This window comes from Microbispora sp. NPDC046933 (genome assembly GCF_040644635.1).
Lineage (GTDB): Bacteria > Actinomycetota > Actinomycetes > Streptosporangiales > Streptosporangiaceae > Microbispora.
Genome location: NZ_JBEYWW010000011.1, coordinates 61,137 through 87,913 on the forward strand (window position 1 = coordinate 61,137; position 26,777 = coordinate 87,913).

Here is a 26,777-nt window from a genome sequence, read left to right on the forward strand (position 1 = left end):
TCACCGCACCGGCTGGGCCGGGCGCCGTCTCAGCTGCCGCAGCGCCCGGGCGCCTTCCGGGCTGCCCTCCGAGCGGACGACCTCGCCGGTCTCCATGACCTGCTTGAACCGGCGCAGGTCGTCGCGCACCTGCTGCTCGGGGTGCTCGCCCAGCAGCCTGGCGACGGCGAGGCCGGCCCTGCCTCCGGGCGGGTCGTACCGCAGGTGCACCCGCACCTCGGTGCCGCGCCCGCCGGGCGCGTCGCGGAACCGCACGGACCCGCTGTTCGGCACGAGGGCGGCGCGCGTCGAGCGCCAGGAGATCACCTCATCCCGGAGATCCTCGACGATCCTCGCGTCCCACTCGACCGCCTTCCCGGCGGGGCCCCTGGCCGTCCAGTGGGTGACGCCGCCGACCGTGGTCACCGATTCCACGTGCGCCATGAAGGCCGACAGCTGCTCGAACCCGTGCCAGAACCGGTAGACCTCGTCACGGGGGCGCTTCACGGTGACGGCGGCGTGCAGGTCCATGCCCTCCCCGGGTGCGGCCTCGGGACGCCGCACCCATGCCCGCGTCGCCGCGTACGCGCCGGCTCCGGTGGCGGCGACCGCTCCCGCCACCGCCGCGGGGCGGCCGAGGCGCCGGACGGCGGACGGCGCGGCGAGCCGTACGCGGCCGAGAGCGGGCCCCACCCGTTCCATCGCGCCGGACAGCGTCCGGGAGAGCCGGTCGGACGCGCGCTGATGTCTTCCGGTCATGTCGGCTTCGCCTCTCCCCACACCGGCCCCTCGCCGGTGCGCATGCTCGGGACGTACGTGATGATCAGTGATAGGCGGTGACGAGGCGGCCATAAGGCCGTACCCGCGATTCACGGTGCGACACCCGGCGCCCTCGCACCTCAGGGCGCCGCGCTGCTCCTCGTCCGGCGTTCCAACGGCCGCGTTGCGACGCCTCAGGCGAGGCAGGCGCCGGTTTAGCGGGGTGGCGCGAGGGGACGCAGCGGTCAGTTCCGATTGCTCCGGCCTCATCGGCGAAGGCGTACGCCCGCCGGGAGGGGATGAGGACATGGCCAAGGCGGTGGGCATCGACCTCGGCACGACGAACTCGGTGATCGCGGCCACCGAGGACGCGCATCCGACGGTCGTCCCGAACGCCGAGGGGTCGCGTACGACTCCCTCGGTGGTGGCGTTCACGGACCAGGGCGAGGTGCTGGTGGGTCAGATGGCCAGACGCCAGGCGATCCTGAACCCGAAGGGCACGATCTATTCGGCCAAGCGCTTCATCGGGCGCAACTTCGACGAGGTCCAGAGCGAGATCAAGGCGGTCTCGTTCGACGTCGTGCCGGGCCCGGACGGCGCCGTGCGGTTCACGGTGCGCGGCAAGCCGTACGCGCCGGAGGAGATCTCCGCCTTCGTGCTGCGCAAGCTCGCCACGGACGCCGGGAAGTTCCTGGGGGAGAGGGTCAACGAGGCCGTCATCACGGTGCCCGCCTACTTCAACGACGCCCAGCGGCAGGCCACCAAGGACGCCGGCAAGATCGCCGGACTGGAGGTCCTGCGGATCATCAACGAGCCGACGGCGGCGGCCCTGGCGTACGGCCTGGACAAGAAGGGCAACGAGACGGTCCTCGTGTTCGACCTGGGCGGGGGCACGTTCGACGTCAGCATCCTCGACATCGGCGAGGGCGTCATCGAGGTCCGCGCCACCTCGGGCGACACCCACCTGGGCGGCGACGACTTCGACCGGCGCATCGTCGACCACCTGGCCGACGAGTTCCACCGGCAGCAGGGCATCGACCTGCGGCGCGATCCGCAGGCCCTCCAGCGGCTGTTCGAGGCCGCGGAGAAGGCCAAGGTGGAGCTGTCGGCGGTCACCCAGACGCAGGTGAACCTGCCGTTCGTCACGGCCGACGCGACCGGCCCCAAGCACCTGAACACGACGCTCATGCGCTCGACCTTCGAGCAGATCAGCCATGACCTGCTCGAACGCTGCCGGGGCCCGGTGGAGCAGGCCATGGCCGACGCGAAGCTGACCACGAACGACCTCGACGAGGTGATCCTCGTCGGCGGCTCCACCCGCATGCCGGCCGTGCAGCTGCTCGTGCGGCGGCTGACGGGCAAGGACCCGAACATGACGGTCAACCCGGACGAGGTCGTGGCCGTCGGCGCGGCCGTCCAGGCGGCCATCATCAAGGGCGAGCTGAAGGACGTCGTGCTGCTCGACGTCACTCCTCTGTCGCTCGGCGTCGAGACGCTCGGCGGGGTGATGACGAAGATCATCGAGCGGAACACCACGATCCCGGCCCGCCGTACGGAGGTCTTCAGCACCGCGGAGGACAACCAGTCGGCCGTGGACGTCGTCATCCTCCAGGGCGAACGCGAGCGGGCCGCGGACAACCGGGTGCTCGGCCGGTTCCGGCTGGAGAACATCAGGCCCGCGCCGCGCGGGGTGCCGCAGATCGAGGTCACCACCGACATCGACGCCAACGGCATCCTGAACGTCTCCGCCAAGGACAAGGACACCGGCGCCGAGCAGCGCATCACGATCAGCGAGAGCTCCAACCTGGACAAGAGCGAGATCGACCGGATGATCGCCGACGCGGAGCGGCACCGCACCGAGGACGCGCGGTTGCGCGCCGCGATCGACGCGCGCAACGAGCTGGACTCGGTCGCCTACCAGGTGGAACGCCGGCTGTCCGAGCTGGGCGAGGCGGTCGCGGTGCACGAGAAGGCGCGGGCCGAGCAGCTGATCATGGAGGCGCGTCAGGCGATCAAGGAGGAGGTGCCCGTCGACCGGCTGCGCGCCCTGACCGCGGAGCTGCAGCAGGTCTACCACGGCCTCGGCGTGGCGGCGTCCGCCGAGACCGCCACCTCCGGCCCGGCTCAGGGTCACGGGCGGTCCGGGCCCGGGCGGCCCGCCGCCGGCCCCTCGGACGAGGACGTCATCGACGCCGAGTTCACCAGCCCCGAATAGCCCGAACGGTTCACCGGCCCCGATTGACGTGACGTGACATGACCGAGCGGAACGAGACACCTCCTCCCGAGCCCGAGCAGGCCGGCGAGGAACCCGTCGCGGAGAAGCTCGCCGAGCTGGAGGACCGGTGGCTGCGCGCCGTCGCCGAGCTCGACAACCTCCGCAAGCGGGTCGCGCGCGACCTGGACCGGCAGCGGATCGACGAGCGCACGCGCGTCGCGGCGGAGTGGCTGCCGGTGATCGACAACCTCGAACTCGCGCTCAAGCACGCGGGCGCCGACGCGGACGCGGTGATCGAGGGGGTCCGGGCCGTCCGCGACCAGGCGGTCGGCGTGCTCGCGCGCCTGGGCTTCCCGCGCAGGGACGACGTGGGGGCGCGATTCGACCCCGCCAGGCACGAGGCCGTCAGCACGGTCGCCGTGCCGGAGGCCGACCCCGGCACCGTCGTCGAGGTCGTGCGGCCCGGCTACGGCGACGGCGCGCTGCAACTGCGCCCCGCCTCCGTCGTCGTCTCCACGAAAGCCGACGAGTGATGGCCGGACGCGACTTCTACGAGATCCTGGGCGTACCGAGGACGGCGAACCAGGACGAGATCCAGCGGGCCTACCGGAAGCTGGCCCGCACCTACCATCCCGACGTCAACAAGTCCCCCGACGCCGAGGACCGCTTCAAGGAGGTCTCGGAGGCGTACGAGGTGCTGTCCGACCCCGAGACGCGGCGGCGGTACGACGCGTTCGGGCCGGACTTCCGCCGCGTGCCCGAGGGCGTGGATCCGGCGGCGTACGACCGTGCCCGCGCCGGGGCCGGCGCGGGGCCGGGCTGGGCGGGACAGGGCCGGGCGGGACAGAGCTGGGCCGGGCCGGGCTGGGCGGGACAGGGTGCCGGCTGGGCGCGCGGACCCGGCGGGGAGGAGATCCGCTTCACCACCGGCGAGGGCTTTGAGGGCATCGACCTGGAGGACCTGTTCGGCGGCGTCTTCGGCGGGCGGAGGCCCCGTACGTCCAGCCGTACGTCCAGCGGCGCGCCCGGCCGCGGCTGGGGCCCGGTGCCCGGCGCCGACCAGGAGGCCGAGCTGCCGCTCACGGTCGAGGAGGCCTACCGCGGCGGCCGTCGGACCATCACGATCCCCGGCCCGGGAGGCGGGCGGACCCTCCAGGTGAACATCCCGCCCGGGGTGACCGACGGGCAGCGGATCCGGCTCGCGGGCCAGGGCGGCGCGGGCGGCGACGGCGCCAGGGCGGGCGACCTGTACCTGATCGCGCGGATCGCCGGCCACCCGCGCTACCGCCTGGAGGGGCGCGACATCCACGTCCGCCTCCCGCTGACGCCGCCGGAGGCCGCGCTGGGGGCGACCGTCGCGGTGGACACGCCGGGCGGGGAGGCGAAGGTCAAGGTGCCGCCGGGCACCTCGTCCGGGCGCCGTCTGCGCCTGCGCGGGCAGGGCATGCCGAACCCGCGCGGCGAGCCCGGAGACCTGCTGGCCGAGGTCCGGATCGCGGTGCCGCGCACGCTCGGCGACGAGGAGCGCCGCCTGTACGAGCGACTGGCCAGGATCTCGGCGTTCAACCCGAGGAGCCCGTCATGACGTCGTATCCGCTCGTCCGGCTCGCCCGCGTGGACGTCGGGCACCTGGACCTGGAGTCCTTCTCCCGGGCCACCGGACTGCACCCGGAACTGGTGCGCCGCCTGGTGGCGCTCGGGCTGATCGACGCCCGCACCGACTCCTCGGGCGGTCTGCGCTTCCCGCCCGCCCAGGTCGCCGCGGCGGGGCGCCTCCAGCGCCTGCACGCGGGGCTGGCCGTCAACTACGCCTCCCTCGGTCTCGTGACGGACCTCCTGGACCGCGTCGCGGAGCTGGAGGCGGCTCTGCGGACCCGTACGAGAAGGACCGGAGACCGATCGTGGACCTGAACCGCCTGACGCAGAAGTCGCAGGAGGCCCTGCACGACGCCCAGACCGCGGCGATCCGCTTCGGGCACACCGAGGTCGACGGGGAGCACCTGCTGCTGGCGCTGGTCCGGCAGTCCGAGGGGCTCGTCCCGCGCCTGCTGTCCGCCGCGGGAGCCGATCCCGGCGAGCTCCGGCTCGAACTGGAGCACGAGCTGGAGCGGCGGCCCCGCGTCACCGGCCCCGGCGCCGCCCCCGGCCAGGTCTACGTCACCCAGCGGCTGTCCCGGCTGCTCGACGCCGCCGAGCGGGAGGCCCGCCGGTTGAAGGACGAGTACGTGTCGGTCGAGCACCTGCTGATGGCGCTGCTGGACGAGGGCGTCGACAGCGCGGCGGGCCGGCTGCTCAAGGGGCGCGGGCTGACCCGCGAGCGCTTCCTGCAGATCCTGACGCAGGTGCGCGGGAACCAGCGGGTGACCTCCGCCAATCCGGAGGTCGCGTACGAGGCGCTGGAGAAGTACGGGCGCGACCTCGTCGCCGCGGCGCGGGCGGACAGGCTCGACCCGGTCATCGGGCGGGACGGCGAGATCCGCCGGGTGGTCCAGATCCTGTCCCGCAAGAGCAAGAACAACCCGGTCCTGATCGGCGACCCGGGCGTGGGCAAGACGGCGATCGTGGAGGGCCTCGCGCAGCGCATCGCCCGCGGCGACGTGCCGGAGGGCCTGAAGGACAAGACGATCTTCAGCCTCGACATGGGCGCGCTCGTCGCGGGGGCCAAATACCGCGGCGAGTTCGAGGAGCGCCTGAAGGCCGTGCTCACCGAGGTGGCGGCGTCCGAGGGACGCATCCTGCTGTTCGTCGACGAGGTGCACACGGTGGTCGGCGCGGGCGCCGCCGAGGGGGCGATGGACGCCGGCAACATGCTGAAGCCGATGCTGGCCCGCGGCGAGCTCCACATGATCGGCGCCACGACCGTGGCGGAGTATCGCAGGCACATCGAGAAGGACGCCGCGCTGGAGCGCCGCTTCCAGCCCGTCTTCGTCGACGAGCCGTCCGTCGAGGACTCCATCTCCATCCTGCGCGGGCTGCGCGAGCGGCTGGAGGTCTTCCACGGCGTGAAGATCCAGGACGGCGCGATCGTCGCCGCGGTGGTGCTGAGCCACCGCTACATCTCCGACCGCTTCCTCCCGGACAAGGCGATCGACCTGGTCGACGAGGCGTGCGCCATGCTCCGCACCGAGATCGACTCGATGCCCGCCGAGCTGGACGAGCTGACCCGCCGGGTGACGCGGCTGGAGATCGAGGAGGCGGCGCTGGCCAAGGAGGACGACCCCGCGAGCGGGCGGCGGCTGGAGGCGCTGCGCAAGGAGCTGGCCGACCTGCGAGCCGAGGCCGACGCCATGCGGGCCCAGTGGGAGGCCGAGCGGCACGCCCTGCGCCGCGTGCAGCAGCTGCGCGAGGAGATCGAGAGCGTACGCCGCGAGGCCGAGCAGGCCGAGCGCATGTACGACCTGAACCGCGCGGCCGAGCTGCGGCACGGCAGGCTTCCCGAGCTGCGGCGCAGGCTGGGGGCGGCGGAGGAGCAGCTGGAGAGCAAGCAGGGCGGGCGCCGGCTGCTGCGCGAGGTGGTGACAGAGGAGGAGATCGCCGGCATCGTGTCGCGGTGGACCGGCATCCCGATCAGCCGCCTGCAGGAGGGCGAGCGGGAGAAGCTGCTGCGGCTCGACGAGATCCTGCACCAGCGGGTGATCGGCCAGGACGAGGCCGTGCAGGCGGTGGCCGACGCCATCATCCGGGCGCGTTCCGGGATCAAGGACCCCCGCCGCCCGATCGGGTCGTTCGTCTTCCTCGGGCCCACCGGAGTGGGGAAGACCGAGCTGGCCAAGGCGCTGGCCGAGGCGTTGTTCGACACGGAGGAGAACATCGTCCGCGTCGACATGAGCGAATACCAGGAGCGCCACACCGTCAGCCGCCTCGTCGGCGCCCCGCCCGGGTACGTCGGCTACGAGGAGGGTGGCCAGCTCACCGAGGCCGTGCGGCGCAAGCCCTACTCCGTGGTGCTCTTCGACGAGATCGAGAAGGCGCACACGGACGTGTTCAACACCCTGCTGCAGGTGCTGGACGACGGGCGGCTCACCGACGCCCAGGGGCGTACGGTCGACTTCCGCAACACCGTGATCATCATGACGTCCAACATCGGCTCGCAGTACCTCAGTGAGAAGGCGGCGCCGTCGGGCGAGATCGACCCGGAGGTGCGCGAGATGGTCATGGCGGAGCTGCGCGCCCGGTTCCGTCCCGAGTTCCTCAACCGCATCGACGATATCGTGCTGTTCAAGCCGCTCACCGAGGCCGAGATCGAGCAGATCGTCACGCTGATGTTCGACGACATCAGGGCGCGGCTCGCCGGGCGCCGGATGACGCTGGAGATCAGCCCGGAGGCGGTCCGCCGCATCGCCGAGCGCGGGTTCGACCCGGTCTACGGAGCCCGCCCGCTGCGCCGCCACATCGCCCGCGAGGTGGAGACCCGGGTCGCGCGGGCGCTGGTCGCCGGCGACGTCCGGGACGGCGCGACCATCCGGGTGGAGCTGTCCGGCGGGGACCTGGTCGTCACCTACGAGAACCCGGAGGGCTGACCGGTGCCGCCGAAGGGCGTGAAGCCCGCCGGGCCCGAGCACCGCGGCCGGCGAGACCCCGGCCGGGCCGAGGTCGTCCCGCGTCCCGCCGGGATCGGCTGATCACCGGAAGTGGACGCGGACACGCGCCGGCACGACCGGGCGCACGCAGACACGGGCAGGGGCACCCGCGGGGTGCCCGGCGCGGCGGCCGCGCACGGCGTCCGCTCGTGGCTCCTGGAGGGGTTGCGGCACGAGGACGTGCTGCCCGCCGGGCCCCACGCGGCGGAGGCGCCGCACCGGCGGCATCCGTGGTGGCGGGTCATGTGCCTCACGGGTCTCGACTACTTCTCCACGCTCGGATACCAGCCCGGGATCGCCGTGCTCGCGGCGGGCCTCCTGGCGCCCGTCGCGACCCTGTTCCTCGTCCTGCTGACGCTCTTCGGCGCGCTGCCGGTCTACCGGCGGGTGGCGGCCGAGAGCCCGTACGGCCAGGGGTCGGTCGCGATGCTGGAGAGGCTCGCCCCGAGGTGGTGGGGCAAGCTGTTCGTCCTCGTCCTGCTCGGGTTCGCGGCCACCGACTTCGTGATCACGATGACGTTGTCGGCGGCCGACGCGACGGCCCACATCCTGGAGAACCCCTTCGTGCCCCGCGCCCTGCAGGGGCACCAGATCGCCGTGACGATCGGCCTGCTCGCGCTGCTCGGCGGCGTGTTCCTGCTGGGGTTCAGCGAGGCGATCGGCGTCGCCGTCGTCCTCGTGGCCGCCTACCTCGCGCTCAACGCGGTGGTGGTCGTGGCGGCCGCGCTCCATCTCGCCGGGCACCCGGCCCCGGCGATCGGCTGGACGCAGGCCCTGCTCACCACGCACGGCGGACCGGCGGCGGTGCTCGCCCTGTCCCTGCTCGTCATGCCCAAGCTCGCCCTCGGCCTGTCCGGGTTCGAGACCGGCGTGGCGGTGATGCCGTTGATCAAGGGAGACCTGCCGGGCAGGATTCGCGGCGCCAGGTGGCTGCTCACGACCGTCGCCCTGGTGATGAGCGTCTTCCTGATCGCCAGCAGCTTCGTCACGAGCACGCTGATCCCGCTGCGGGAGTTCCGGGAGGGCGGCAGGGCCAACGGCCGGGCCCTGGCGTACCTGGCCCACGCCTACCTGGGCAACGGGTTCGGCACGCTGTACGACGCGAGCACGATCGGGATCCTGTGGTTCGCCGGCGCGTCCGCCATGGCGGGCCTGCTCAACCTCGTTCCCCGCTACCTTCCCCGGTACGGCATGGCCCCCGACTGGACGCGGGCCGTCCGGCCGCTGGTGCTGGTCTTCACCGCCGTCGCGTTCGCCATCACCGTCGTCTTCCGGGCGAGCGTGACGGCACAGGGCGGGGCGTACGCAACCGGAGTCCTCGTGCTGATCCTCTCGGCGGCCGTCGCGGTCACGGTCTCGGTCCACCGGCACCGCCGGCGCGCGGCGACGGCGGCGTTCGCGGTCGTCGCCCTCGTCCTCGGGTACACGCTGGTGGCCAACGTGTTCGAGCGGCCCGACGGCGTCAAGATCGCCTCGTTCTTCATCGCCGCCATCGTGATCACCTCGCTGATCTCCCGCGCGACGAGGTCCACCGAGCTGCGGGTCACCCGCGTGGTCCTCGACCCCCTCGCGGAGCGGTTCCTCCGCGAGGGGCGCGGCGACGAGATCCACCTGATCGCCAACGACCCGCAGCGGCGCGACCGGGCCGAGTACGACAGGAAGGTGCGCGAGCAGTGGCGCAACCATCGGCTGGCCCCCGCCACGCCGGTGCTGTTCGTGGAGGCCACGGTCCCGGACGCCTCCGAGTTCGAGACCGAGCTGCACGTGCGGGGCGAGGAGCGGTTCGGGCACCGCGTCCTGCGGCTGGACAGCTCCACGATCCCCACCGCGCTGGCCGCCCTGCTCCTTTACATCCGCGACCGCTTCGGCGGGATGCCGAACATCTACTTCCACTGGGCGGAGGAGAATCCCGTCGCCGCCATGCTGCGTTACCTGGTGTTCGGGGTCGGGGACATCCCGTGGTTCACCCGGGAGGTGCTCAGGGAGGCCGAGCCCGACCCCGAGCGCCGCCCCCGCGTCCACGTCGGATAAGCCGTGTTTGCGCGTGTTTGCGCTGCTCCGACCGGGGTATGCGGCTGCGCGACCGGGAGGCGAGACTCATGACTGATCGCCTGTTTTCGGATCGCCGGGACGCGGGCCGGGTGCTCGCGGGACTCCTCGGCCACTACCGCGGTCTTCCCGGCGTCGTCGTCCTCGGCCTGCCGCGCGGCGGCGTGCCGGTGGCGTACGAGGTGGCGACCGCCCTGGGCTGCCCGCTCGACGTGTTCCTGGTGCGCAAGCTCGGCACGCCCGGCCGCGAGGAGCTCGCCATGGGGGCGATCGCCGGCGGCGGAGTGATCGTGCTCGACGAGGACGTCGTCCGCGGGCTCGGCATCCGGTCCGACACCGTCCGGCAGGTCGCCGAGCGGGAGGCGCGCGAGCTGGCGAGGCGGGAGCGGGCCTACCGGGGCGACACGCCCGCGCCCGATCTCCGCGGCAAGATCGTGATCATGGTGGACGACGGCCTGGCCACCGGGGCGAGCATGCGCGCCGCCGTCCGCGCCGTCCGGCAGCGGGAGCCGGCCCGGATCGTGGCCGCCGTGCCCGCCGCGCCGGAGTCCACCTGCCAGGAGCTGGCCACCCTGGTGGACGAGGTCGTCTGCGCGACCACGCCCACGCCCTTCTTCTCCGTGGAGGAGTCGTACTGGAACTTCGCCCAGCCAGCCGACGAGGAGGTGCGCAGGCTCCTCCGCGCGGCGGCCTCGGCGCGGGCCGGGGCCCCACCCGCCCGGACCGACCTCGCGATCCTGCGCTCGGAGCTGGTGCCCACGCAGGACGGCGTCCCCTCGGACGAGGCGCTGTTCGGCATCGTCGGCGACGCGCGGTTCGTGCTGATCGGCGAGGCGTCGCACGGCACCCACGAGTTCTACGCCGCCCGCGCCCGCATGACGCGGCGGCTCATCGAGGAGAAGGGCTTCGTCGCCGTGGCGGTGGAGGCCGACTGGCCCGACGCGTACCGGGTGAACCGGTACGTCCGGGGGCGCGGCGACGACGCGACCGCCGAGGAGGCGCTGCGCGGCTTCCGGCGTTTCCCCACGTGGATGTGGCGGAACGCAGACGTGCTGGAGTTCGCCGGGTGGCTGCGCGAGCACAACGAGCGGCTGGACGAGCGGGCGCGGGCCGGGTTCTACGGGCTCGACCTCTACAGCCTGCACCGGTCCGCCGACGAGGTCGTCGCGTACCTGGAGAGGGTGGACCCGGGAGCGGCGGAGCGGGCCCGCGCCCGCTACTCCTGCCTGGACCACAGCGACGGCGACGACGGGCAGGCGTACGGCTTCGCCGCGGCCTTCGGCGCGGGGGAGTCGTGCGAGCGGCGTGTGATCGACCAGCTCGTGGACCTCCAGCGCAACGCGCTGCGCTACCAGCGGGCTCAGGGACTGCTCGGCGAGGACGAGTTCTTCCACGCCGAGCGGAACGCCGCGGTGGTGGCGGCCGCGGAGCGGTACTACCGCACGATGTTCGGCGGCCGGGTGTCGTCGTGGAACCTGCGCGACCGGCACATGGCCGACACCCTGTTCGCGCTGGCCGAGCACCTCGGCTGGCAGCGCGGCGAGCCGGCGAGGATCGTGGTGTGGGCGCACAACTCCCACCTCGGCGACGCGCGGGCGACGGAGATGGGCGCGCGGGGCGAGCTCAACCTCGGCAGGCTGGTGCGGGAGCACAACCCGGAGGACTGCAGGCTCATCGGCTTCACCACCTACACGGGCACCGTCACGGCGGCCGACGACTGGAGCCGCCCGGCCGAGCGGAAGAACGTGCGCCCGGCGCTGCCCGGCTCGGCCGAGGAGCTGTTCCACGAGGTCGGGCACAAGGAGTTCCTGGTCGGCTTCGCCCATTCGGCCGGCGCGGCGGACCTGCTGCGCAGGGCGCTGCTCGAACGGGCCATCGGCGTGGTCTACCGGCCGGCCACGGAACGGCGGAGCCACTACTTCCAGACCCGCCTGTCCGACCAGTTCGACGCGGTCATCCACATCGACGAGACCGGCGCGCTGGAGCCCCTGGAGCGCACGGCCCGGTGGGAGCGCGGAGAGGTCCCCGAGACCTACCCGGTGGCGGTCTGAGGCCCCGGACGCGCTGGTCCGAGCGAGGAGGGGCCCGAGCGGCCGGGCCGGAGTCCGGCACGTTCTCCCGGGCCCGGAGCGGTTTGCCGGACCGGCAACAGGATTCGCGGGGGCGTCACGGCCGGTGGATGATCGGCGCACGAACTACCAGGAGTTTTGGAGGATCGATGGCGCCATCCGCTCCCGCCGCGGCGGTCACACATCGTCTGGTCTCGTCTCCCGCCGGTCGCATCCACGTGGTGGAGCAGGGCTCCGGGCCGCTGGTGCTGCTGGTGCACGGGTTCCCCGAGTCCTGGTACTCCTGGCGCCACCAGTTGCCGGTGCTGGCCGCGGCCGGCTACCGGGCCGTCGCCGTGGACGTCCGGGGCTACGGCCGCTCCTCCAAGCCCGGCGACGTGGCCGCGTACCGGATGCTGGAGCTGGTCGAGGACAACGTCGCCGTCGTGCGCGCCCTGGGCGAGCGGACGGCGGTGATCGTTGGCCACGACTGGGGCGCGACCATCGCCGCGAACTCCGCCCTCGTCAGGCCCGAGGTCTTCCGCGCGGTCGGGCTGCTGAGCGTGCCGTACGCCCCGCGGGGCGGGCCGCGCCCCAGCGAGGTCTTCGCGGGGATGGGCGTGGAGGAGGAGTTCTACGTGAGCTACTTCCAGGAGCCCGGCCGGGCCGAGGCGGAGATCGAGCCGGACGTCCGCGGCTGGCTCGCCGGCTTCTACGCCGCCCTGTCCGCATGGCCGGCTTCGACGGCGCTCCCATCACGCAGCCGTCGCTGTTCGTCGGCGGCGCGCTTGACGCCTCCACCACCTGGATGGCCGACGCCGTCGCGGCCTACCCGGTCACCCTGCCGGGCCTGGTCGCCTCGCGCGTACTCGACGGCTGCGGCCACTGGATCCAGCAGGAACGCGCGGACGAGGTCAACGAGATCCTCACCGGCTGGCTCGCCTCCCTGCCCGCCTGAATCGGCCGCCTGTGCAGACGAACGTCCGGGCCGGCCCGTGTGGGCCGGCCCGGACGTCAGGTCAGGCTCAGACCAGGTCGAACCGGTCGAGGTTCATGACCTTGTCCCACGCCTTGACGAAGTCCTGCACGAACTTCTCCTTGGCGTCGTCGCTGGCGTAGACCTCCGCGACCGCGCGCAGCTCGGAGTTCGCCCCGAAGACGAGGTCGGCCCGGGTGCCGGTCCACCTGACCTCGCCCGTGGCGGCGTCGCGCCCCTCGAACGTGGTCTGGTCCGCGGACGTCGACTTCCACTCCGTGCCCAGGTCGAGCAGGTTGACGAAGAAGTCGTTCGTCAGAACCCCGGGAGTCTCGGTGAGGACGCCGAGCTTCGACTGCTGGTGGTTTGCGCCCAGGACGCGCAGGCCGCCGACGAGGACGGTCATCTCCGGGGCGCTGAGGTTCAGCAGGTTCGCCCGGTCGACCAGCAGGTATTCGGCCGGCAGCCGGTTGCCCTTCCCGTAGTAGTTGCGGAACCCGTCGGCCGTCGGCTCGAGCGCGGCGAACGACTCGACGTCCGTCTGCTCCTGCGACGCGTCCACGCGACCCGGCGTGAAGGGGACCTCCACGTCGACGCCGGCGTCCTTGGCGGCCTTCTCCACGGCGGCGCACCCGGCGAGCACGATCACGTCGGCGAGGGAGACCTGCTTGCCACCGGTCTGGGCGGCGTTGAAGGACTGCTGGACGCCTGCCAGGGTGCGCAGCACGGTCGCCAGCTGGTCGGGGTCGTTGACCTCCCACCCGCTCTGCGGCTCCAGGCGGACGCGGGCGCCGTTGGCGCCGCCGCGCTTGTCGCTGCCGCGGAAGGACGCGGCCGACGCCCACGCGGTGGACACGAGCTGGGAGACCGACAGGCCCGAGGCGAGGATCTGCTCCTTGAGGGCGGCGATGTCCCCGGCGTCGACGAGCTCGTACGTCCGCTCCGGGAGCGGGTCCTGCCACAGGAGCACCTCGGACGGGACCTCCGGGCCGAGGTAGCGCGCGACCGGGCCCATGTCGCGGTGGGTCAGCTTGAACCACGCGCGGGCGAAGGCGTCCGCGAACTCGTCGGGGTTCTCCAGGAAGCGCCGCGAGATCTGCTCGTAGATCGGGTCGAACCGGAGCGAGAGGTCGGTCGTCAGCATCGTCGGGGCGTGGCGCTTCGACGGGTCGTGGGCGTCGGGGACGGTGCCCGCCCCGGCGCCGTCCTTCGGCCGCCACTGGTTGGCGCCGGCGGGGCTCTTGAACAGCTCCCACTCGTAGCCGAAGAGGATCTCGAAGAAGCTGTTGTCCCACGTGGTCGGGGTGGGGGTCCAGGTGACCTCGAGACCGCTGGTGATCGTGTCGCCGCCCTTGCCGGTGCCGTAGCTGTTCTTCCAGCCCAGGCCCAGCTGCTCGATGGGGGCGGCCTCGGGGTCGGGGCCGACGTTGTCGGCCGGGCCCGCGCCGTGGGTCTTGCCGAAGGTGTGACCACCCGCGATCAGGGCGACGGTCTCCTCGTCGTTCATCGCCATGCGGCGGAACGTCTCGCGGATGTCGCGGGCCGCGGCGATCGGGTCCGGGTTGCCGTTCGGGCCCTCCGGGTTGACGTAGATGAGGCCCATCTGGACCGCGGCGAGCGGGTTCTCCAGCTCACGGTCGCCGCTGTAGCGCTCGTCGCCGAGCCAGGTGGTCTCCGGGCCCCAGTAGACGTCGTCGTCGGGCTCCCAGGCGTCCACCCGGCCGCCGGCGAAGCCGAAGGTCTTGAAGCCCATCGACTCCAGGGCGACGTTGCCGGTGAGGATCAGGAGGTCGGCCCAGGAGATCTTCTTGCCGTACTTCTTCTTGACCGGCCACAGCAGCCGGCGGGCCTTGTCGAGGTTCCCGTTGTCCGGCCAGCTGTTGAGCGGGGCGAAGCGCTGCTGGCCCGAGCCGGCGCCGCCGCGGCCGTCGCTGATCCGGTAGGTGCCCGCGCTGTGCCACGCCATCCGGATCATGAGCGGGCCGTAGTGGCCGAAGTCGGCCGGCCACCAGTCCTGCGAGGTCGTCAGCACCTCCGCGATGTCCCGCTTGACCGCCGCGAGGTCGAGGGACGTGAACGCCTCGGCGTAGTCGAAGTCCTCACCGAGGGGGTTGGCCACGGCGGGGTTCTTGGCGAGGATCTTCAGGTTGAGCCGCTCCGGCCACCACTGGTGGTTGGCGCTCCCCTGGGTCGGGTGCGGGGCGCGCGTGTGCGCGACCGGGCAGCCGCCGCCTTCGCCCTCCGTCTTCGGGTCGACAACGATTGCGTCGTGGTTCTCAGTCAAGGGAATCCTTCTGAACTAGGCGAATCATGGGGCTCAGGAAGTCTGGGCGGTGGAACAGCCGGGGCACAGGCCCCAGTAGATGACGTCGGCCTCGTCGATCGTGAAGCCGTGGTCGTCGGACGCGGAAAGGCACGGCGCCTCGCCGACCGCGCAGTCGACGTCGGCGACGACACCGCACGACCGGCACACGACGTGGTGGTGGTTGTCGCCGACGCGGCCCTCGAACCGGGCCGGGCTGCCGGCCGGTTCGATGCGGCGTACGAGCCCCGCCGCGGTGAGCGCGTGAAGAGCTTCGTACACGGCTTGCAGGGAGACGTGGCCCACGCGATCGCGCACCCCGGAGGCGATCGCCTCGACGTCGAGGTGGTCACCGCTGCGGACGGTCTCGAGCAGTGCGACGCGGGCGGCCGTCACCCGCAGGCCGGCCCCCCGCAGTTCCTCGGCGGTGGTCGGGTTCCTGGGCGCGATCATGGAGCCAAACCTATCGTCATAAACACGACTAGTTCAAGAGAACGAACAACTTAATTTTATGGCCCCCTCAGGTGGTGATCCTCCCGTCCTCGGCGGCCGGCCGCCCTGGGGGCTGGGCGCAGGTGCGATGGTGGGGTGTGCCTCACCTTGTTTTGGGATGCCTCGGCCATGTCACCGGGCCATTAGTGATCTCTCACGGCCGCGCCCCGGTCTGGCCGACCACGGTGGGCTGGCGCGGCATGGAACGCGCGCGGCTGCGCACCACCGAGGCGGAGTTCAAACGCTTCACCACCTGGTGCGCCGGTGACGACGCGTGCGCCCTGCGGGGGCGGAACGTGCGCAGGCTCTGGCGAGCTGATCAAGAGCACCGGCCGCAGGCCCGTCACGTACGCCTCCGCCCGGCTGGGCGAGATCAGACTGACCGATTTGCACCTCAAGGCGCTGGCCCGGCTGGTCCTCCCCGTTCCGGAGAAGGCACCGGAGTTCGCCCACGCGCTGCTCAAGGCGAGTAAGGGCGACTTCGCCTGGTTCGGCGAGCAGATCCTGGGCCTCTCCGCGAGCTGGAGCTCGCCGGGCGCGGCGGCGACCCGGTGCCCGGACGGCCTGGTGAGGCCGGGGTACGAGGCGCTCGTCAGCGACCGCCGTTACAGCGAGCGGATCTCCCACGACTTCGGCGGCGGGGTCGGCATCGGGCTGGAGGCCCTGGCCTGCTCCGGCTGGCGGCACCGGCCGGTGAACCCCCCACGCCCCCTGCCGGCCGGCCTGCCTCCTGTCCTGGGACTCGGCGGCGACCGTGACTTTCCGGTCACCGAGCTCCTGGTGAGCAGGATCCCGGGCTCGGTCGCCGTCCGTTATGGCGGCCCCGTCCACGTCGTCTACCTGCGGGCGAAGGACCCGTGCGTGACCAGGTACGCCGACCGGTATCTGACGAAGCTGACGTTGGCTCCCGCAGGCACCCTCTGCTCGTCCCGATAGTGATGACACGGCAGGAAAAGATGCCCATACGCTGCTCCTGCTCAGGCCGCGGCTCGGGGAAAGGTGGGGTTTACCTCACCTTTTTCTGGGATGCCCGGGTCATGTCGGTCGAGCCGTACCCGTCTCTAAGGTGAGCGCATGACCACACCCTGGGACCGGATTTTCGGCCACTGGTCGTCGCCAACCTGGCTCCGTACCATCCACGTGACGGCGGGCGTCCCGATCGCGCTCATGTCGATGGCGGCGATCCTGGGTCTGGGCGCGCTGTCGATAGTGCTGGCGTGGACGGTCGTCGTCCCCCTGGTCGCGCTGCTGATCCTCACCTGGATGGTGCCGCTGCTCACCTGGCTGCAGCGCTCCCGGTTCGCCGCCTTCCTCGACCACGTCATCCCCCCGCTACCGGGTCTCCCTCGGGACGGAAGCCCGCTCAGACGGCTTCTCCTGCAGGCGCGATCGGGCAGCCTGTGGCGGCAGGTCGCCTATCACCTGGCGATCGGGCCCCTGATCGGCGCGACGGGCTTCCTGAGCGGGGCCGTGGCGTGGTCGGCGTGCCTGGTCGCGGCCATCGTCGCCGTACAAATCCTGATGGCGGGAGGCGGCTGGACGGCCTCCCTGCCCGCCGCGGTCGCGCTCGCGCTGTTCGTGGTGGTGCCGTGGCTGCTTCGGGGGATCACCGCGCTCGACGCGGTCGCGGCGCGTGCGCTGCTCGGTCCCAGCGTGAAAGACGAGCTGGCCCGGCGGGTGGAGACGCTGCGGGAGAGCCGGGCCGAGGTGGTCGAGGCCGCCGACGCGGAACGCCGCCGGATCGAACGCGACCTGCACGACGGCACACAGCAGCGGCTCGTGTCGCTCGCCCTCAACCTCGGCATGGCCCGCGCCGCCTTCACCGACCTGCCGGAGCCCGCCCGCCAGGCCATCGCGCGGTCGCACGAGGAAGCCAAGCAGGCCTTGAAGGACCTGCGCGACGTCGTGCAGGGGCTGCACCCGGCCGTGCTCAACGACCAGGGGCTGGACGCGGCGCTGTCCGGTCTCGCGGCGCGTGCCCCCTTCCCCGTACGGCTCAGCGTCGACGTGCCGGAACGGGCCGCTCCCGTGATCGAGGCGGTCGCGTTCTTCGTGGTCTCCGAAGCGCTGACCAACATCGCCAAGCACGCGCGGGCCTCCGAGGCCGACGTCACCGTGCGCCGCGACGCCGACGTGCTCCGCATCGTCATACGCGACGACGGCTGTGGGGGCGCCGAGCCCGCCAAGGGGTCGGGCCTGCGCGGCCTCGCGCAGCGGGCGGGATCGGTGGACGGGACCCTGCGCATCGACAGCCCGAGCGGTGGCCCGACGACGATCGAGGTGGAGCTGCCGTGCGCGTAGTGCTCGCCGAGGATTCCGTCCTCCTCAGGGAGGGCCTCGTCTGGGTCCTCGGATCAGCCGGCATCGAGGTCGTGGCCGCGGTGTCCGACGCCGAAGGGCTGCTGCGGGCGGTGGACGAACACGAGCCCGATCTCGTCGTCACGGACGTGCGGATGCCGCCGACGCACACCGACGAGGGGCTGCGCGCGGCACTGCTGCTGCGGCACCGGCGGCCGAAGCTGCCCATCCTCGTGCTCTCGCAGTACGTCGAGGAACGCTACGCGACTCGGCTGCTGTCCACGGCGACGACCGGCATCGGATACCTGCTCAAGGACCGGATAGCCGACGTCGCCGAGTTCCTGGACTCGCTGCGGCGGGTCGCCGCGGGCGGCACGGCCCTGGACCCCGAAGTGGTCGCCCAGCTGCTGCTGCGCCGGCACAGCGATCCCCTGGACCTGCTGACCCGCAGGGAGTACGAGGTGCTCGCGCTGATCGCGGAGGGACGGTCCAACGCCGGCATCGCCGAGGCCCTCGTGGTCACCGAAAGCGCGGTCGGCAAACACATCAACAACATCTTCGCCAAGCTCGGGCTTTCCGGCGCCGAGAAGGATCACCGGCGAGTGCTGGCCGTGCTGCGATTCCTGAAGATTTGAGAGGCGGCATGATGCGAAGAGCGGTGCGGGCCAGATGGATCACCGCCGGCGCGGCGCTGACCGTGTCCGCGGTGGTGGCCATGGCCTTGGCGGCGTGGTCGGAGATCCGCGTTCCCCACAGCTACGACTTCTCCTTCCCCGGCTCCTACGAGTCGTCGGTCCTCGATCAGCGGGGGACCGAGACGAGGACCGTGACGTACGCCGTCACGACGCCCCAGATCATCGTGGATGTGCGGGGCAGGGTCGACGTGCGGGTCGCCCCGGGTGTCCCCGGACGCCTGTCTGTCAAGCGGGAGACGACCTGGCACGGCGGGCCACCCTCGCTGAGCGAGACCTGGGAGTCGGGGAAGACGCTGCGGGTCGCGGTGACCTGCTCCCGGGACCTGGGGCCGGTGGATGCCGGCTGCCGCACCGTCTACACCTTGAGCGCACCGCCCGGCGTCGGCGTGCTGGTGATGACACCTGACCGGACCATGCCGTGCCCGCCGACCGCGTCGGAGGTGACCTGCGGCTCCGCGTCACGCGAGTCGTCATCAGGGAGCGCCCGGTGAGATCCCCGGTCGCGTGAGAGCGCGGGGAGGCCAGGCCGTAAGGCCACGGCTGCTCGAAGCGTGCTCACATCCGGTCACATCCCAAGGAACGGTAGAGCCTCTCAACGGCTTGCGCAAAAGCCGGTCGGGGCGCTGCCTCCGGCGTACGGGCGGGGGTACCTACGCACCAGTCCGCGGTTCTCGGAGAGGGGAATCCCCCCATGACCACAATGACTGAGCACCATCCGCACACGGAGCACGATCACCGGCACGGCGCCGGGTGCGGCCATGTCGCGGTGCCGCACCGCGACCACGTGGACTACGTCCACGACGGCCACCTGCACCGGGTTCACGAGAGCCATGTCGACGAGTGCGAGGCGAGCGGGCACGCCGTCCACGACGCGCACGACCACGAGCACGGGCCCGGGTGCGGGCACGTGGCCGTGCCGCACGGCGACCACGTCGACTACATCCACGACGGGCACCGCCACGTCCGCCACAACGGTCACTGGGATGACCACTGACCTCAGCCCCGGCCGGGGCTCCCCGGCGGGGAGCGGACGATGCGAGCTGCGCTCGCGGCGCCGCTGATCGCCGCGGCCGGCCCGGCGGGCGGGGCCGACCTGGCCGCGGCGCGGACACAGATGGCCCTGTCCCTCGGGTGGCACATCATCGTGGCGTGCCTGGGGGTGGGCATGCCCGCCCTGCTGCTGTTCACCGAGTGGCGGGGGCTGCGCCGAGGCGACGACGACTACCTGCGCCTCGCCCGGCGCTGGGCGAAGGCGGTGGCCGTGCTGTTCGCCGTCGGGGCCGTGTCGGGCACGATCCTCAGCTTCGAGATGGGCCTGCTGTGGCCGGGCCTGATGGGCGTGTACGGCCAGGTGATCGGGCTTCCGTTCGCGCTGGAGGGCATCGCGTTCTTCCTTGAGGCGATCTTCATCGGGATCTACCTCTACGCGTGGGACCGGCTTCCGCCCAGACTCCACCTGCTGTCCGGGGTGCCGGTGATGATCGCCGGTGTGGCCTCGGCGTTCTTCGTCGTCGCGGCCAACGCGTGGATGAACCAGCCGCGGGGCTTCCTCCTGGAGGGCGGGCGCGTCACGCACGTGTCGCCCTGGGCGGCCATGTTCAACCCCGCCACTCCGCCGCAGACCATCCACATGATCGTCGCGGCGTTCATGGTGTCGGGCTTCGCCACCGCCTCCGTGTACGCCGTGGCCCTGCTGCGCGGGCGGTGGGACCGCTACCACCGCCTCGGCTTCCTGGTGCCCTTCACCCTCGCGGGCGCGCTGGCGCCGGTCCAGATCGTGGTGGGCGACTACGCCGCGCGTTTCCTCGCCGACTACCAGCCCACCAAGCTCGCCGCCATGGAGGGACTTCCCAGGACCGGGCCGAACGCGCCGCTGAGCGTCGGCGGGATCTTCGTGGGCGACCGTCTGCGCTACGCGTTGGAGATCCCCGACGGACTGTCGCTGCTGGTCGGCTACAGCCCGGACACCGTCGTCCAGGGGCTGGACCGCACGCCTCCCGCCGACCGGCCGCCCGTCACGCCGGTCCACCTGTGCTTCGACACGATGGTCGGCATCGGCGTGCTGCTCCTGCTGCTGGCGGCCTGGCTCGCCTTCACCTGGTGGCGGCGGCGCGAGATCCCGCGCTCCCGCCTGTTCCTGTGGCCGGCGGCCGCCGCCGGCGTGCTCGCCGTCGTCGCCGTCGAGGCGGGCTGGGTGGTGACCGAGCTCGGCCGTCAGCCGTGGGTCGTGTACGGCAGGCTGCGCACCGCCGACGCGGTCAACCCCGCGCCCAACCTGTGGGCGGGACTCCTGCTGCTGGTCGCCGTCTACACCGTCCTCACGGTGTCGACCGTGTACGTGCTGCGGCTCCTGGTCCGCGCCCGGCCGGTCGCGCCACAGGAACGGGAGACGCCCTGATGGAGGCGGCACAGGTCCTGCTCGGGGTCATGTGGACCGGCCTGACCCTGTACGCCCTGCTCGGCGGGGCCGACTTCGGCGGCGGCCTGTGGGACCTGCTGGCCGGGGGCAGCCGGGCGGGCATGCCCCGGCGGCGGCTCATCGAGCACTCGCTCGGCCCTGTCTGGGAGGCCAACCACGTCTGGCTGATCTTCGTGCTCGTGGTGCTGTGGACCGGCTTCCCGCCGGTCTTCGCGGCGGTCATGTCCACGCTCTACATCCCGCTCACGCTGGCCGCGTTCGGGATCATCGGCAGGGGGGCCGCGTTCGCGTTCCGCAAGAGCAGCACCGAACTGTGGCAGCAGCGCCTGTTCGGCGGGGCCTTCGCGCTGTCGTCGGTGCTCACGCCGTTCTTCCTCGGCACGGTGGCAGGGGCCGTCGCGTCCGGCCGGGTGCCGCCCGGCCTGGCCAGGGGAAACCTGGTGGGCGCATGGGTCAACCCCACCTCGATGCTGGGCGGCGTCCTGGCGGTGGCCGTCTGCGCCTACCTGGCCGCGGTCTACCTGTGCGACGACGCCGTGCGGTCCCGCCTGCCCGGGATGGCCGAGGCCTTCCGGCGTAGCGCGCTCGCCGCGGCCGCCGTCACCGGCGTGGTCGCCCTCGGCGGCATCGGGGTGCTGCACGCCGACGCCCCCCGGCTCTTCACCGGCCTCACCCACCGTGCGCTCCCGCTCGTCGTGGCGAGCGCCGTGCTCGGCGTCGCCTCCATCGCGCTGCTGTGGCTGCGGCGCTACCTGCTCGTACGCGGCACCGCCGCCCTGGCCGTGGCCGCGGTGATGGGGGGCTGGGCGGTGGCGCAGTATCCGCTCATGCTGCCGCCGGCCGTGTCCTACCGGCAGGCGGCCGCGGAACCGGCGGTGATCACGGCGGTTCTCGCCGTCGCCGGGGCGGGCGCGCTGCTGGTGCTGCCGTCGATCGCGTGGCTGCTCGCCGTCCAGCACCGCCTGCCGTTCGAGCGGGGCACCCCCGGCTGAGCCGCCCCGGCGGCGGGCGCTCGGGGCCGTTCCCACCTGCGGGGATAGGCTGGGTGCAGGGGTCGGAGGATGCGTGATCTGCTGAGGGAGTCGCGCCGCCCCCACCGTGTGCGCGAGCACCCGTACGCCCCCTGGTTCGCGGTGGGCGCGGTGTGCATCGGCGCGTTCATGGGACAGTTGGACGCGAGCATCGTCACCCTGGCCTTTCCCGCGCTGGAGCGGGAGTTCCGGGCCTCGCTGGCGGCCGTGCAATGGGTCTCCCTGGGCTACCTGCTGGTGCTGGTCGCGTTGCTGGCCGGGGCCGGGAGGCTCGCCGACGTGGCGGGCCGCAAGCTGGTCTACCTCTACGGCTTCGTCGTGTTCACCGCCGCCTCGGCCGCCTGCGGGCTGGCGCCGTCCCTGGCGGTGCTGGTGGCCTGCCGGCTGGTGCAGGCGGCGGGCGCGGCGATGCTCCAGGCCAACAGCGTGGCCCTGGTCGTGTCGAGCGTCCCCCGGGCGCGCATGCGGACCGGCCTGGGCATGCAGGCGGCGGCCCAGGCACTCGGCCTGGCCCTGGGACCGGCCCTCGGCGGAGCGCTGGTCGCCACGGCGGGATGGCGGTGGGTGTTCTGGATCAACGTGCCGGTCGGCTGCGCGGCCGTGATCGCCGGCCGCTACCTGCTGCCGCGCACGCGGCAACGGGGGAGGGGCGGCCCCTTCGACTGGCCGGGACTGGTCCTGCTCGCGGCCTCCACCAGCGCCCTGCTGCTCGCCGCCTCCGTGATCTCGGGCCTGGACCTGCCGTCCTGGTCGGTCCCCCTCCTGCTCGCCGTCGCCGCCGGGGCCGCGATCGGCTTCTGGCGGTGGGAGGCGCGGGTCCCGTCCGCGCTCATCGACACCGCCCTGCTCCGCAGCCGCGTCGTCACGGCGGGGCTCGCCGGAGCGCTGGGCGGCTACCTGGTGCTGTTCGGCCCGCTGGTGCTGATCCCGCAGGTCCTCGTGGCCGCCGGGACCGGCGAACTCGTCACCGGACTGGTCCTGACGGCGCTGCCCGCGGGCTTCGCGGCCGGCGCCCTCATGAGCGACCACCTGCTGCCCCGCGCCTGGGGCGACCGGCGCAGGTGCGTCGCCGGCGCCGTGGCGGCGGCCGCCGGCTGCGCGCTGCTGGCCGCGGATCCCGCCGGCGAGGGCTGGGCCGGGGCCTGCCTGGCGCTGACGGGCGCCGGGCTCGGCCTGTTCGTGCCCGCCAACAACACCGTCGTCATGGCCGCGGTCCCCGAACGGGTGTCCGCCACGGCCGGCGGCATGGTGAACATGGCACGCGGCATCGGCACGGCGCTCGGCATCGCCGCGGTGACCCTGGCCCTGCACCTCGCGGGAGCCCACGAGACGGGCGCCCGTGCCGCGCCGGCCGTCCTGGCGGCCGTGGCGCTGCTGGCCGCCCTCACCGTTTCGCGCCGGGTGGTGCGACCCGGGGACGGCCCGTACTCTGGTCGGTCATGACGATCGTGGAAGGGGCGAGCCACGTGGGCGATGAGGAGGCGGCGGCCCGGCTCCGGGAGATCTGCCTGTCCCTGCCGGAGGCCGTGGAGAAGCCGTTCGGGGGCCACGCCGCGCCCTCCTATCGGGTCGGCGACAGGTTGTTCGCGATGACCAGCGAGGACGGGCGGTCGCTGACGTTCAAGGCCGGGCCCGGGGTGCAGGACGCCCTCGTGGCCTCGGACCCCGAGCGCTTCTTCGTCCCGCCGTACGTCGGCCGCAACGGCTGGGTGGGCGCACGCCTGGACGCCGATCAGGACTGGGACGAGATCGCCGGGCTGATCGAGGACAGCTACCGGCTGATCGCGCCGAAACGACTGGTCCGGCTCCTCGACGAACGGCCGACCGCGTAGCCGCTGTCTCACAGCGGCGGGTAGGCGTTGGCGAGGAGCTGCTGGAACTGCGCCCCGAACCACTGCCCGGCCGGCGGGGCCCACGGGAGCGCCCCGCTGGGCACGGTCGCCTGGAAGTATGTGGGGTCGCACATCGGGTCGGGCCGGATGCCGTCGGGACTCGTGACGTTCACGCTTGCGCCGTCGGAGACGCCCGGCGGCTTGATCCACGCGTACGCGTCGATCCCGGTGGCGGGGATGGCCGTAGGCCGCGCGCCGAGCCCGGCGCCGGTCTGGTTGCACCAGTTGCTGACACTGTGGCGGCGGTCCGTCCGGGACTCGTCGACGAACCGGTTCACGTCGCCGGAGGTGCTCCTGCGGGCCGGGCGATACGGGCCGCCCCAGCCGCTGCGCGAGGTGTCGATCACCATGCCGATGTCGGACCCGAAGCCGGCCGCGATGAGCCGCTGCCGGAACGCCTGGGCGAAGGACAGCTCGTCCACGTAGTCGTTGCCGTCGACCCACCGCGAGATCTTGACCGGCTTTCCGTTGATCACCATGCGGGCGTCGTAGTAGGGCTCGACCAGGGCGCCGTAGCCGGCGACGTTCACCGTGAAGCCGTGCACGGGCGACGGTTTGCCCCCGGTCGCGCCCACGATGCTCGCGAGCAGGCCGGCGGCCCGGCCGAAGTTGTCCGGATGGCCGACGACACCGTGGTGGGAGGCGTCGAGGTAGACGTACACGTTGGGGATGGCGTGCAGCCGGGTCACCGCGTACCGCAGCGCCTCGGGATAGGCGCCGCTCGCCTGCACGGCGGCGCAGCGGGTGGTGGCGGCGGGCAGGAGCAGCCCGGGCAGGAAGTCGGGCTCGACGATCGCCACGACGCGCAACCGCTGGTAGGCCGGGTCGGCCAGGATCTCGGCGATCGGATCGACGTACTCGGTCCGGTAGCGGTTCAGGCCGTCGGACGTCACGCTGAAGTCCCCGTTGGAGACCGGGTGGGTGCAGTTCCGGTCGGGCAGGTCGTTCAGCACGATCTGGATCGTGAGCGGGGCCGAATCGAAGGCGTCCTGCCGGACGGCCTCGTTCAGATGCGCGCGCAGCCCGGGGGAGGAGGCGGTGCCCTCGATGAGGGAGACGCGGTCGAGCCAGACGCCGGTCGGCTGGTTGGCCACCGCCGCGCCGCCGGGCTCGGCCGCGGCCGACGCGTACCACCAGGGATCGACGTAGCGCCCGGCGGCCACGTAGGGGTTGTCGACGCGGGCGTCCGCGGCGGCCGGGGCGCCCGTGAGGACCGCCGTGACCGGCAGGAGGATGACCGCCGTGACCATCGCCATGAGACGCGTGCCCAGCCGCACCGCCATGCCGTGCCTCCTCACCGCTGAGACCTTTCGTCACCACGCACGATTCACCGGCCGGGCGGGCGCGTACAGGGCTCGATCGCACCGCCCGCCCTACGGTGCGTCGTTCCGGGGGCGGTCACCCGCTCTCATCTCGGCGAACGCCGCGCCGCCCGATGCCGCCGCATGCCGCGACGCCTGAAAGCTTCAGTCGACGGCATGGGGTCGTCATCGGGCCGATGCGGCCGGCTCCGTGACGCGGGCGCCGGTCACGACGAGGCCCAGGCAGACCAGGGCGGTCAGCACGGTCAGCCCGGTCGCGTACGCGAGGCCCCGGTCCCCGATGCGGAAGCCGACCAACTGGGGAATGACCGCGTACGCCGGTCCGGCGGTGCCGAACACCCACGGCGCCATCGGCAGGACCACGAGCCGGAACCGCCTGCGGGCCGGCGCGGGGACACGCAGGTCGTCCACCAGTGACGTGAGGGGCCGCCGGACCGAACCCGTCGCGTGCGCGAGCGGCGGCCGTGTCTCCGGCACCCGCATGAGCAGCACGGGTATCGCCATGGTGAGGAGGAGGTGGACGGCGTACGGGGTGACCATGGGCCACGGCCCCCCTGGGCCACCACGCCCGCGGGCGTAGCGCGGAGATGCTCATCCGCCGCGGACCGTTCGAGCGCCAGCCGCAGCTCCAGCACGTCCGCGGCCTCTCCCGGCGGCACGGGCACGACCACCGCGCCGCGCTTGGGGTGGAGCGCCAGGGGGTGCCCACAGGCCGGCCACGGCAGGCGACGACCTGGCTCGGTGACGAATGTCCCCGGGACGAGGTTAGGCTTACCTAAGCAGTCTGACGAAGGGAACTTCTATGGCGACGACCGAACCGGCGCGGCGCGCACCCCGGGCGACCACCGGCGTGGTGGAACGCACCGAGCGGCTGACCCCGCACATGATCCGGGTGGTGCTCGGTGGTGAGGGACTCGCCGGGTTCGGCGCGGGCGAGTTCACCGACCACTACGTGAAGCTGCTGTTCCCGCTGCCGGGAGTGGCCTATCCGGAGCCGTTCGACATGGCGGTGATCCGCGCCGAGCTGCCGCGCGACCAGTGGCCGAAGACGCGGACCTACACCGTACGGGCCTGGGACCCGGAGGCGCGGGAGCTGACCATCGACTTCGTCTACCACGGGGACGAGGGACTGGCCGGGCCCTGGGCGCTGCGGGCCCGCCCGGGCGACGTGATCCGCTTCCTGGGCCCCGGCGGGGCGTACGCGCCGAGCGCGGAGGCGGACTGGCACCTGCTGGCCGGCGACGAGAGCGCGCTCCCGGCGATCGGGGCCGCCCTGGAGCGGCTCCCGGCCGGGGCGCCGGCCCGGGTGTTCGTGGAGGTGGAGGGCCCGGAGGAGGAGCAGAAGCTGCAGACGGTGGGCGACGCGGAGATCGTGTGGCTGCACCGCCGCGGCGCGCAGGTGGGCGAGGCGCTGGTGCGGGCGGTGCGGGAGCTGGAGTTCCCCGAGGGCGTCGTGCACGCCTTCGTCCACGGAGAGGCGAACTTCGTCAAGGAACTGCGGCGATACCTGCGCGTGGAGCGCGGCCTGCCGCTGGAGTGGTTGTCGATCTCCGGCTACTGGCGGCGCGGCCGGGACGAGGACGGCTGGCAGTCCTCGAAGGGGGAGTGGAACCGCCGCATCGAGGAAGAGGAGTCCACGGCCCTCGGCGGCTGACGACGGCCACGCGGCCGGTCCTCGCGCGCGACCGCCGTCACGGGAAACCGCCGTTGACGGGAGACC

General features: G+C 72.7%; 23 protein-coding genes and 1 pseudogene. 19 read left to right on the forward strand and 5 right to left on the reverse strand.

Annotated elements, in window-relative coordinates:
* Window positions 1-738 carry an SRPBCC family protein gene (locus tag ABZ857_RS16675; RefSeq protein ID WP_357043710.1) on the reverse strand — a complete coding sequence of 246 codons (738 nt, stop codon included), beginning with the start codon at window positions 736-738 and terminating at the stop codon, window positions 1-3.
* Between the two features lie 307 nt (window positions 739-1,045).
* Here ABZ857_RS16675 and dnaK point away from each other — a divergent pair, with 307 nt between their 5' ends.
* The 9 genes and pseudogenes from dnaK (at window position 1,046) to ABZ857_RS16720 (ending at window position 12,588) form a co-directional block, all read left to right on the forward strand.
* Window positions 1,046-2,953, forward strand: a complete 1,908-nt coding sequence (gene dnaK, locus ABZ857_RS16680; RefSeq protein WP_357043712.1) for a molecular chaperone DnaK — start codon at window positions 1,046-1,048, stop codon at window positions 2,951-2,953.
* A 38-nt stretch (window positions 2,954-2,991) separates the two neighbouring features.
* On the forward strand, window positions 2,992-3,486 hold the full coding sequence (locus ABZ857_RS16685; RefSeq protein ID WP_357043714.1) for a nucleotide exchange factor GrpE: 495 nt from the start codon (window positions 2,992-2,994) through the stop codon (window positions 3,484-3,486).
* Window positions 3,486-4,538, forward strand: a complete 1,053-nt coding sequence (locus ABZ857_RS16690) for a J domain-containing protein (protein ID WP_357043716.1) — start codon at window positions 3,486-3,488, stop codon at window positions 4,536-4,538. The genes ABZ857_RS16685 and ABZ857_RS16690 overlap by 1 nt, the downstream gene beginning before the upstream one ends.
* Complete coding sequence (locus tag ABZ857_RS16695; RefSeq protein ID WP_357043718.1) at window positions 4,535-4,864, forward strand: chaperone modulator CbpM; 330 nt, start codon at window positions 4,535-4,537, stop codon at window positions 4,862-4,864. Before ABZ857_RS16690 ends, ABZ857_RS16695 begins: the two co-directional genes overlap by 4 nt.
* Entirely contained in the window at window positions 4,855-7,473 is a 2,619-nt protein-coding gene (gene clpB, locus ABZ857_RS16700; RefSeq protein WP_357043720.1) for an ATP-dependent chaperone ClpB, read from the forward strand. The genes ABZ857_RS16695 and clpB overlap by 10 nt, the downstream gene beginning before the upstream one ends.
* 111 nt (window positions 7,474-7,584) lie before the next feature.
* Entirely contained in the window at window positions 7,585-9,564 is a 1,980-nt protein-coding gene (locus tag ABZ857_RS16705) for an amino acid transporter (RefSeq protein ID WP_357043722.1), read from the forward strand.
* Window positions 9,565-9,632: 68 nt separating this feature from the next.
* On the forward strand, window positions 9,633-11,633 hold the full coding sequence (locus ABZ857_RS16710) for an erythromycin esterase family protein (protein WP_357043724.1): 2,001 nt from the start codon (window positions 9,633-9,635) through the stop codon (window positions 11,631-11,633).
* 167 nt (window positions 11,634-11,800) lie between these two features.
* Window positions 11,801-12,364: pseudogene (locus ABZ857_RS16715) on the forward strand (alpha/beta hydrolase); the annotation flags it as partial.
* Window positions 12,361-12,588, forward strand: a complete 228-nt coding sequence (locus ABZ857_RS16720) for an alpha/beta hydrolase (RefSeq protein WP_357043726.1) — start codon at window positions 12,361-12,363, stop codon at window positions 12,586-12,588. The pseudogene ABZ857_RS16715 and the gene ABZ857_RS16720, both read left to right, overlap by 4 nt.
* A 67-nt stretch (window positions 12,589-12,655) precedes the next feature.
* On the opposite strand, the gene katG is transcribed toward ABZ857_RS16720, so the two are convergent.
* Both katG and ABZ857_RS16730 read right to left on the reverse strand, forming a co-directional pair.
* A complete protein-coding gene (gene katG, locus ABZ857_RS16725; protein ID WP_357043728.1) occupies window positions 12,656-14,890 on the reverse strand; it encodes a catalase/peroxidase HPI in 2,235 nt (744 codons plus the stop codon).
* 33 nt (window positions 14,891-14,923) lie between these two features.
* Window positions 14,924-15,361 carry a Fur family transcriptional regulator gene (locus ABZ857_RS16730; RefSeq protein ID WP_357043730.1) on the reverse strand — a complete coding sequence of 146 codons (438 nt, stop codon included), beginning with the start codon at window positions 15,359-15,361 and terminating at the stop codon, window positions 14,924-14,926.
* A gap of 303 nt (window positions 15,362-15,664) precedes the next feature.
* Here ABZ857_RS16730 and ABZ857_RS16735 point away from each other — a divergent pair, with 303 nt between their 5' ends.
* From ABZ857_RS16735 to ABZ857_RS16775, 9 genes are all read left to right on the forward strand, one after another.
* The gene (locus ABZ857_RS16735) at window positions 15,665-16,336 is read left to right on the forward strand and encodes an alpha/beta hydrolase (RefSeq protein ID WP_357043732.1); all 672 of its coding nucleotides are present in this window, start codon (window positions 15,665-15,667) and stop codon (window positions 16,334-16,336) included.
* A 138-nt stretch (window positions 16,337-16,474) separates the two neighbouring features.
* A complete protein-coding gene (locus tag ABZ857_RS16740) occupies window positions 16,475-17,701 on the forward strand; it encodes a sensor histidine kinase (protein WP_357043734.1) in 1,227 nt (408 codons plus the stop codon).
* A complete protein-coding gene (locus ABZ857_RS16745; RefSeq protein ID WP_357043737.1) occupies window positions 17,692-18,333 on the forward strand; it encodes a response regulator transcription factor in 642 nt (213 codons plus the stop codon). The genes ABZ857_RS16740 and ABZ857_RS16745 overlap by 10 nt, the downstream gene beginning before the upstream one ends.
* Before the next feature lie 8 nt (window positions 18,334-18,341).
* Window positions 18,342-18,884 (forward strand): hypothetical protein, encoded by a 543-nt coding sequence (locus ABZ857_RS16750; RefSeq protein ID WP_357043739.1) that lies wholly within the window; start codon window positions 18,342-18,344, stop codon window positions 18,882-18,884.
* A 200-nt stretch (window positions 18,885-19,084) separates the two neighbouring features.
* Window positions 19,085-19,387, forward strand: coding sequence for a hypothetical protein (locus ABZ857_RS16755; protein ID WP_357043740.1), 303 nt, complete (start codon window positions 19,085-19,087; stop codon window positions 19,385-19,387).
* Between the two features lie 39 nt (window positions 19,388-19,426).
* Window positions 19,427-20,791: a cytochrome ubiquinol oxidase subunit I gene (locus ABZ857_RS16760; protein WP_357043742.1), complete on the forward strand. Its 1,365-nt coding sequence runs from the start codon at window positions 19,427-19,429 to the stop codon at window positions 20,789-20,791.
* On the forward strand, window positions 20,791-21,804 hold the full coding sequence (locus ABZ857_RS16765; protein WP_357043744.1) for a cytochrome d ubiquinol oxidase subunit II: 1,014 nt from the start codon (window positions 20,791-20,793) through the stop codon (window positions 21,802-21,804). The genes ABZ857_RS16760 and ABZ857_RS16765 overlap by 1 nt, the downstream gene beginning before the upstream one ends.
* A gap of 69 nt (window positions 21,805-21,873) precedes the next feature.
* Entirely contained in the window at window positions 21,874-23,286 is a 1,413-nt protein-coding gene (locus ABZ857_RS16770; RefSeq protein WP_357043746.1) for an MFS transporter, read from the forward strand.
* Entirely contained in the window at window positions 23,283-23,675 is a 393-nt protein-coding gene (locus tag ABZ857_RS16775; protein ID WP_357043748.1) for an MmcQ/YjbR family DNA-binding protein, read from the forward strand. The genes ABZ857_RS16770 and ABZ857_RS16775 overlap by 4 nt, the downstream gene beginning before the upstream one ends.
* Window positions 23,676-23,683: 8 nt before the next feature.
* Here ABZ857_RS16775 and ABZ857_RS16780 read toward each other — a convergent pair whose 3' ends face one another.
* Entirely contained in the window at window positions 23,684-25,018 is a 1,335-nt protein-coding gene (locus ABZ857_RS16780; RefSeq protein WP_357043750.1) for a glycoside hydrolase family 6 protein, read from the reverse strand.
* A gap of 204 nt (window positions 25,019-25,222) precedes the next feature.
* Window positions 25,223-25,597 carry a hypothetical protein gene (locus ABZ857_RS16785; protein WP_357043752.1) on the reverse strand — a complete coding sequence of 125 codons (375 nt, stop codon included), beginning with the start codon at window positions 25,595-25,597 and terminating at the stop codon, window positions 25,223-25,225.
* Window positions 25,598-25,859: 262 nt separating this feature from the next.
* Here ABZ857_RS16785 and ABZ857_RS16790 point away from each other — a divergent pair, with 262 nt between their 5' ends.
* Window positions 25,860-26,711 carry a siderophore-interacting protein gene (locus ABZ857_RS16790; protein WP_357043754.1) on the forward strand — a complete coding sequence of 284 codons (852 nt, stop codon included), beginning with the start codon at window positions 25,860-25,862 and terminating at the stop codon, window positions 26,709-26,711.
* Window positions 26,712-26,777 lie beyond the last annotated feature (66 nt).